We start from the raw sequence: 6508 nt of genomic DNA, 5'->3' as shown, positions 1-6508 counted from the left end.
GGACTCCACCATGCCCAAGCAGCAAAAACGCCTCACCCACCTGACAATTAACGATCAACAACGTCTCATCAACCCAACCGAAACGGCGAGGCTAGGCACTACCGATCCCCGGTCGTCCATGAGCCACCGGCACCGCCGCCTGACCGGATGCAGCGGCCCGTGCAGCAAACGAACGACCGTTTGCTGCACGGGCCGCTGCAGGTGCGCAGCGCGGCCTGCTACCCGAGCACAATCGTGTGGCGCTTGGGGCTGGCCTCTGAAATGTCATCGCTCTCCGGCACCCCGAACCACCCGCAGCAGCAGAACCCAGCAGCGCCCCGGACCCGCCCAGATCCGAGGCGCTGCTACCTGCTGCTCAGGCTTCGACGTACGCCACGATCGTGATCGTCCTCAAGGCGGTGACGTAGTAGATCAAGCGGACTCCATCGACCTCGTCCGCGTAGTCGCGCAGCAGGGTGCCGGGCACCTCGGTGCCAGCTCCGGGTTCACGCTGATGGCGACGATCGCGCGGTCCAGGCGGTGCGTCTCGCTCGCGGTGAGCTTGGCCAGCTGGGTGAGCGCGGGCTCCACCATGATGACGCTCGAGCGGCGCGCGCCGTGCTCAGGCGACACGCGGCTGCTCGTCCGCGAGGCAGGCGAGGTGAGAGTCCCGGGCGGTCTCCCACGGCACGCCGGACTCGGGCGAGGGGTAGCCGTTGGCGGCGATGTCCTCCAAGACCGAGGCGAGGACGTCCGTCTTGGCGCGCTCCGCAGCCGCGTATGCGCGGGCCGATTCGGCGGCGTGCTCATCGAGGGGCTGGCGGGCGGGCACGGGGGCCGGCTGCTGGCTCATCCGAGGCTCCTGGGCTGTCATCTGGAAGTCTTCCCCACGGTATCGCCTGCCGGGCGAGACCCGGGAGTAGTTCCGATGGCTCCACGGGGGCGATAGGACCTCTACCTCTGGGGTAGGGATGCTTCGCTCATTCAGGTTGCCGGCCAGGAGCAGTTCCCTGTGCCTGCCAGTTCTCGAGCCAGGCGCGCAGTTCCGCGGCGGTGTAAAGGTGCCCCAGCCCATCTTCACTACGAGGGAGTGGCGAGCCGCCTCGGTCGTGCGCGCGGCCGAGCTGGCGTAGTGGGCCGGAGCGGTCGGCGAAGGCGTGCGCCAGCCAGCCGTCAACTTCCTTGACGCGGTAGCCGCCGCGCTGGGCGAGGACATCGCGGGCGGCAGCGAGGACGGCACCGCGGCCTGGCAGCTCGGGATCTTCTCGCCTTGGCCCCAGCTGCGCCGCACACCGGCCCCGTAGACTCTCGAGGAGATCGTCGAGGCCGACGCCGCCCTGTCGCCCATGTACCGGCCCGTCGTCCAGCTCGAGCAGCAGGACCCTACCGCGTTCCCGGTCGTCATCGGGCTGAAAGCGTGGGCGCTCCTCGACGAGGAGCAGCAGCGCGAAAGATCCAAGGATCTGGTGCAGGCATATATCGACGTCGTCCAGGACCAGCGCGACGGCCGTGCCATCTGCTGACCTGATCAAACCCCGGGACGGACAGACCGCCCCGGCCGTACGGTCACACCACAGACCAGTATCAACCCGCCCAGGAGACGTAGTGATCCCAGCCCAACACCCCTATGAAGCGCACTACAAGCAGGAAGAGGACGGCCGCACAGGCTTCAGAAGCAAGCCCGTCATCGCCTGGGACGACGAGGGCCAAGCGCTCGTCGTTGATGAGCGCACCGGTCAACTTGTCCCGGCGAACAACGGCCGCACCTTCACCGGGCTCTCGGAGGGCGGGCACCCCGTTGTCGCCGCCATCCCTGGGGGCGGGTGGAGTGCTCGGTACAAGCATCCGGACGGCACGTCCACCTTGGACCCGCTGGTGGCCTGGACCGTCCACAGCAACGGCACTCTCACCCCCGTCGACACCGACACCACCGGCCTGTGCGACGACGCCACCGGAGTGAGTAACTTCGACGGCCTCATCGCCCCCGGAACCGAGACGCGGACGCCGCAACAGGGCCAGGAGACACAGTGATCAAATACATCGGGATGTCGGACCCACCCGATGCACTCATCTGTCTGACTTTGTGCACGAGATCTCGTGCACAAAGCCACCTGGGCTTCCCCACCCAGCGGGGACGCACGGCGGCGATCCGCCACCTCGTGCTCCAGGCCCCCGCACCGGTAGTCGCCCGCATGCTCGGCTACCACAACGACACCACAGCCCAACTCGCAGCCGAAGCCGGAGGAACCTGGCACCACTATGCCCCTGGCAATCACTCACGGTGAGCACGAGCTACGGTCGCAGCTGACTGCAGGAGACCTTCGTCAAGCGGCACGGCAAGGGACTGCACAGGCAACCGGAGATAGCTAGGGATAGTTGCAAGTCGGGACTAAATAGTTCTAGACTGCAACCATGTCTGATCTCGGAAGCGGCGACTCGGCGGAGGATTTCGCCGATGCCTTCGTTCACTTCGTCCGCGCGTTCGGCCTGCTGGACGCCGACCGCACGCCATGCGGCGCGGCGATGTCCACGGCCGAAGCACACGCAGTCACCACCCTGCGCGCCGGGCGCATGCCCCAACGGGCGTTGGGTGAACGGCTGCACCTGACCAAGTCCACGACGAGCCGACTCGTGGACCAGCTGAGGGCACGCGGGTGGGTCGACCGGGTCGCGGATCCCAGGGACGGCCGCGTGCAGCTCGTGGGGCTTACCGACCAGGGCGAACAAGTGGCCGCCGACGTCTCCCGACGACGCACCGAGCGGCTCACCGAGTTGCTGGACCGCGTTCCCAAGGCGCAACGCCGCACAGTCATACGCACCCTGCACCTGCTGGAGGAAGCAAGCCATGACCTCGACCACCCGACCGGCACCTAAGGCCCCGCCCCGACGGCAGACTCGCGCCTCGTGGCGACGGCGCTGCGCTGCCGCGTTCGCCGCTGGCTCCCTTGGCGCCGCGCTGCTTGCCGGATGCGGGTCATCGAACGGTGAGTCCCGTCAAGAACAAGTCGCCCGGAACGGTGCCTCGGTGATGCCGTTCGACCTCGACCGGACGACGCACCGGTTCATCCGGACGGCCGACGGCCTGCGGGAGGAAGTCGTCAGCGACGCCCCCGTGGACGCGGAACAGGTGCGCCTCATCCGTGAACACCTCACGCACGAAGCCGAACGCTTCCGCAAAGGGGACTACGCCGATCCCGCGGCGATCCACGGAACCGCGATGCCCGGCCTTCAGCAACTCGCCACCGGGGCCAGGCACATTGATATCACTTACACCGAACGGTCGGACGGCGCCGCCCTCCAGTTCCGCACCGCGGACCCGACGCTCGTGGACGCCCTCCACCAGTGGGGCGCGGCCCAGACCTCCGACCATGGCGATCACGCAGAACACTGACAACACGGCCCCCACGCCGGGCCATGGCTGCAACCCGGCTGCGAGACAGGACCCTTCACGCCGTCGCTGTCGGCGACAGACACGCCGCGGTCCCGGCGTCGCTGTGCCCCCGGTGACCACTCACGGTGAGCACGAGTCCTCACACGCTGAGGAATACGCGACTCACGATTACGCGAGGTCGCCAGTTTACCCCGGAAACGCTGAGCAGAGCGAGCGCGGCTTCCGGCTGCTGAACTGGCTCCACAACCGCAGCGAGACCGAGCTCCCGCCCGCAGAGTCGGACCTGTAATAACGCTCACAGGCCGGCTTCGGTGTCCCCGGCTTGCCCGTCTGCCGGAAGAGGAGGGAACGGTTCGGCCCTTCCACTCGTGATGGTGGTCGGGAGGCCGCGCCGGCATCCGTGCGCCGGCGCCATGACTACTCGGGAGGCTTCATGTCAGCAGGCGGCGGGCCTGTCCTTTCAGCGGAAACCTCCTGTGCCCGGGCTCGTTTCGACGGCGACGCCGTCACCGTGCAGCGTCGGCTCGCTCCCATCCTGCCGTGGCGGCCACCGGTCACGTACTCGGTCACGCAGGTGCTGGGCGCGGAGCTGGTCTGGCTGGGCGGTGAGGGGGAGCGGCGGCGGTTCGAGCTGTGCCTGGCAGGGCATACGCCGACCGTGACGTTTCCCGTGTCGATCGGCCGGAACCCCCACCGCTGGCCCGGCAGTTGTCGGGAGGCGCAGTGGAGCACGCTCGTCGGTGCTGTCAACAGGGCATCGGGGCACTGGATGCGCCGTGTGCTCGATGCGACGGTCGGGGCCGGCCCATGGAGTCAGGAGACGTGGCACCGGGCGGAGATGCTGGCTCCGGAGCTGCACGTGTTCACCGAATGGGCCAGCGACGTACCGGCCTTCCGGGGCCGCACGGCGCGTTCCCACCGGGAGGTGATCGAGGCCGGGGTGCTCGGCCCGCTTCGTGGCGAAGCCCGGTGGAGGGGTTTCCGTGCCGACGCCTCCCCTCTGGACCGGGTGCAGGCCGAGGCGTGGCACAACCTCATCGGCCTGCTAAACCCTGGCACGCTCTTCCTCGGCCCGGCCGGGGACGGCGCGGCCGACCACACCCCCGACGGGAACGCATAGTCCCGAGGCTGACAATTCAGACGCCCGCCCTGACACTCAAGGGCCGGCGCTCGCGTCTGGCCGTGCGACCGAGCTCAGGTCGACATGCAATCGCTGCTCGGGCTGTGCGCCGGGGTGTATCTCGCGGTCGGGGACGCCGGTTTCTCCGTGATCATTACGGCGGTCGCCGGGCTGTTCGGTGCCTGGCGTATGGGGCGGTGACCCAGGCTGTTCGGCGAAGGAGTCGGTCGCCCTGGTGAGGGCGACCGACTCCTTCGGCCAGCGGGACAACACCGTGACGTGGATCGCGAAGCTCCTCGAGGAAGTCCCGGACCACAGATGCCCGGGGCTTCCGCCGTGCCAGCATCCTGGAGCCAGGAAGTTCGGGAGCCGCCGCGGCCGTGAGGACCTGGCGGCGGCGAGGGCCTGCAGTGAGCGCAGCGGACGGCCGCCGGCCATGGCACTGGTGCTGGATCCACTAGAGGGTGCCGGTCACGAGCATGCCTCCAGCAGTCGTGCTGATGCCGCGAACGAGGCCGCGCCCGGCTGTGCAGGCAATGGACCGCACGAGCTGACCGGGGTGACCGTCTCGGTACACTGATGCACGTAGGTGAATCCGGTGCGAATCCGGAACTGTCCCGCAACGGTGAGCCCGCCATCCCGTCGGAGCGAGTCCGAGGACCTGCCCAACCAGAACATGCCCGGCGTCGTGACGCCCGGGTCCCTTCTGGGAAGGGCTCCGGGACACTGCAACGGAGCCCGACTCAAAGAGAGTCGGGCTTTCTTGCTGTCTGAGACCGGGCCACTCCGCAGAAGGGGTGAGGATCCTCTGCAGCCGCGGGGACCTCGGCATGGGCCGTCCGCTAGACCTAGGTGGACGAGGCAGACGGCCCCCTGAGCCAAGAAGGCCCTGTGATGACCGTACAGATCGGCCCCCAGGCCGCGATGCTTCTGATCGTTGGCTGCATCGTGGGGGTCTGCGTCTTCAAGTACACCGCGCGCAACCACGCCAGCGCCCCTTCCAAGGGAGACCTGGTCGGCGCCATCGGCGCCGCCGTGGGCGTGATCATGGCGCTCGCCCTGCTGATCGGCGTCGGAGCCGGCGGTGAAGGCTCTGCACCAGGATCTGCTGAACCGCACGGCGTGGCGACGTCGCCCCCGCTTCCCTGACCGTGGCCGGGCATCCGGGAGGGCCAGTCACGGCTATCGGCATAGTTCAGGTCGGGTTCGGCCAGCCGGCGGCGGCGCTCAGCGCGCGGGTCGTTGCCGACCCGGGCGGTTTGCAGGTCCTCGACGCGGCGGGCGCGGGCCAGGTCGTCGATGTCGAAGGCGATCCGCCGCAGGATGGCCGCGATCCGGGGCAGCCGGACCGGCACGGCGCATGTGTCGGGGAAGTCGGCTTCGGTGCGGAGGTTGACGGCCGGCGGGTACGGCTCGGCCTCCAGGTGGTCGAGCCACTCGGCGCACTGCCGTAGCCAGTCCACCTCGTCGTGCAGACGCTCGGCGATGCTCGCGCGGCCGGACAGTTCGTCGTCGTCGCTGCCGTCCGGGTCCTCCGGGGCCGGCCAGCCCGCGGCGCGCAGCTATCCGAGCGCGGCATCCAGGTCATTGATGTCGGCGCTCTTGGTGGGCTGGTGCACCCGACTCGGCGACCTTCCGCACCGACACCTTCTCGCTCCGGGCTGCGGTCAGGGCCCAGTCCCGTTCTCGCTCGGCCCGCCTGAACCGGGACACCACGCCTGGGCGTTCAGTTGACCGATGACGTGGTGTCTCACGTGGTGTAGCGGATGGTGACGCTGCGCACGCCGCGTGAGTCGGCTTGGACAGTCTCAATGGTCAGGGCGCAGCGGTTGCCTTCGCTGGTGATGCCGCACAGTGTTGTCCCGGTGTGGAGGGACGCTGCTGGAACGGCTTGGTTCTCGGAGCCTTGGGCGAGGCCGCAGGTGGGGCCTTGACCCTTGATCCTGGACACACGAGACACTGGATCCTGAGGATCTGAGAACGGACATCTCGTGGTCATGAAGAACTATCCGCCGCAG

At 68.5% G+C, this 6508-nt stretch carries 9 protein-coding genes and 1 riboswitch; of the genes, 8 read left to right on the top strand and 1 reads right to left on the bottom strand.

Features of this window, described 5'->3' with window-relative positions; translation table 11 throughout:
* Positions 1-601: 601 nt before the first annotated feature.
* Complete coding sequence (locus ACWD01_RS36935) at positions 602-832, bottom strand: hypothetical protein (protein ID WP_451168310.1); 231 nt, start codon at positions 830-832, stop codon at positions 602-604.
* 304 nt (positions 833-1136) lie between these two features.
* Between ACWD01_RS36935 and ACWD01_RS36930 the strand changes: the two genes are divergently transcribed.
* The 8 genes from ACWD01_RS36930 (at position 1137) to ACWD01_RS36895 (ending at position 5944) form a co-directional block, all read left to right on the top strand.
* Positions 1137-1283, top strand: coding sequence for a hypothetical protein (locus tag ACWD01_RS36930; RefSeq protein ID WP_451168308.1), 147 nt, complete (start codon positions 1137-1139; stop codon positions 1281-1283).
* A 42-nt stretch (positions 1284-1325) separates the two neighbouring features.
* A complete protein-coding gene (locus ACWD01_RS36925; RefSeq protein WP_451168306.1) occupies positions 1326-1502 on the top strand; it encodes a hypothetical protein in 177 nt (58 codons plus the stop codon).
* 82 nt (positions 1503-1584) lie between these two features.
* Complete coding sequence (locus ACWD01_RS36920) at positions 1585-2010, top strand: hypothetical protein (RefSeq protein WP_451168304.1); 426 nt, start codon at positions 1585-1587, stop codon at positions 2008-2010.
* A gap of 381 nt (positions 2011-2391) precedes the next feature.
* Positions 2392-2853: a MarR family winged helix-turn-helix transcriptional regulator gene (locus tag ACWD01_RS36915; protein WP_451168302.1), complete on the top strand. Its 462-nt coding sequence runs from the start codon at positions 2392-2394 to the stop codon at positions 2851-2853.
* Positions 2825-3370: an aspartate carbamoyltransferase gene (locus ACWD01_RS36910; RefSeq protein WP_451168300.1), complete on the top strand. Its 546-nt coding sequence runs from the start codon at positions 2825-2827 to the stop codon at positions 3368-3370. Before ACWD01_RS36915 ends, ACWD01_RS36910 begins: the two co-directional genes overlap by 29 nt.
* A gap of 511 nt (positions 3371-3881) precedes the next feature.
* On the top strand, positions 3882-4490 hold the full coding sequence (locus ACWD01_RS36905) for a hypothetical protein (RefSeq protein ID WP_451168298.1): 609 nt from the start codon (positions 3882-3884) through the stop codon (positions 4488-4490).
* Positions 4491-5034: 544 nt separating this feature from the next.
* A riboswitch (cobalamin riboswitch) is annotated at positions 5035-5173 on the top strand.
* A gap of 211 nt (positions 5174-5384) precedes the next feature.
* Positions 5385-5639 (top strand): hypothetical protein, encoded by a 255-nt coding sequence (locus ACWD01_RS36900; protein ID WP_451168296.1) that lies wholly within the window; start codon positions 5385-5387, stop codon positions 5637-5639.
* A 2-nt stretch (positions 5640-5641) separates the two neighbouring features.
* On the top strand, positions 5642-5944 hold the full coding sequence (locus ACWD01_RS36895; RefSeq protein WP_451168294.1) for a hypothetical protein: 303 nt from the start codon (positions 5642-5644) through the stop codon (positions 5942-5944).
* The last annotated feature ends 564 nt before the right edge of the window (positions 5945-6508 follow it).

The sequence above is a fragment of the Streptomyces sp. NPDC002835 genome, from assembly GCF_053591995.1.
This window is presented reverse-complemented; position numbering and strand designations above follow the sequence as displayed.

What these genes read in the sequence shown, in the direction of transcription:
- ACWD01_RS36915 (WP_451168302.1), top strand. Translation starts at nt 2,392, where the DNA reads ATGTCTGATCTCGGAAGCGGCGACTCGGCGGAGGATTTCGCCGATGCC.
- ACWD01_RS36910 (WP_451168300.1), top strand. Translation starts at nt 2,825, where the DNA reads ATGACCTCGACCACCCGACCGGCACCTAAGGCCCCGCCCCGACGGCAG.
- ACWD01_RS36925 (WP_451168306.1), top strand. Translation starts at nt 1,326, where the DNA reads ATGTACCGGCCCGTCGTCCAGCTCGAGCAGCAGGACCCTACCGCGTTC.
- ACWD01_RS36935 (WP_451168310.1), bottom strand. Translation starts at nt 832, where the DNA reads ATGAGCCAGCAGCCGGCCCCCGTGCCCGCCCGCCAGCCCCTCGATGAG.
- ACWD01_RS36900 (WP_451168296.1), top strand. Translation starts at nt 5,385, where the DNA reads ATGACCGTACAGATCGGCCCCCAGGCCGCGATGCTTCTGATCGTTGGC.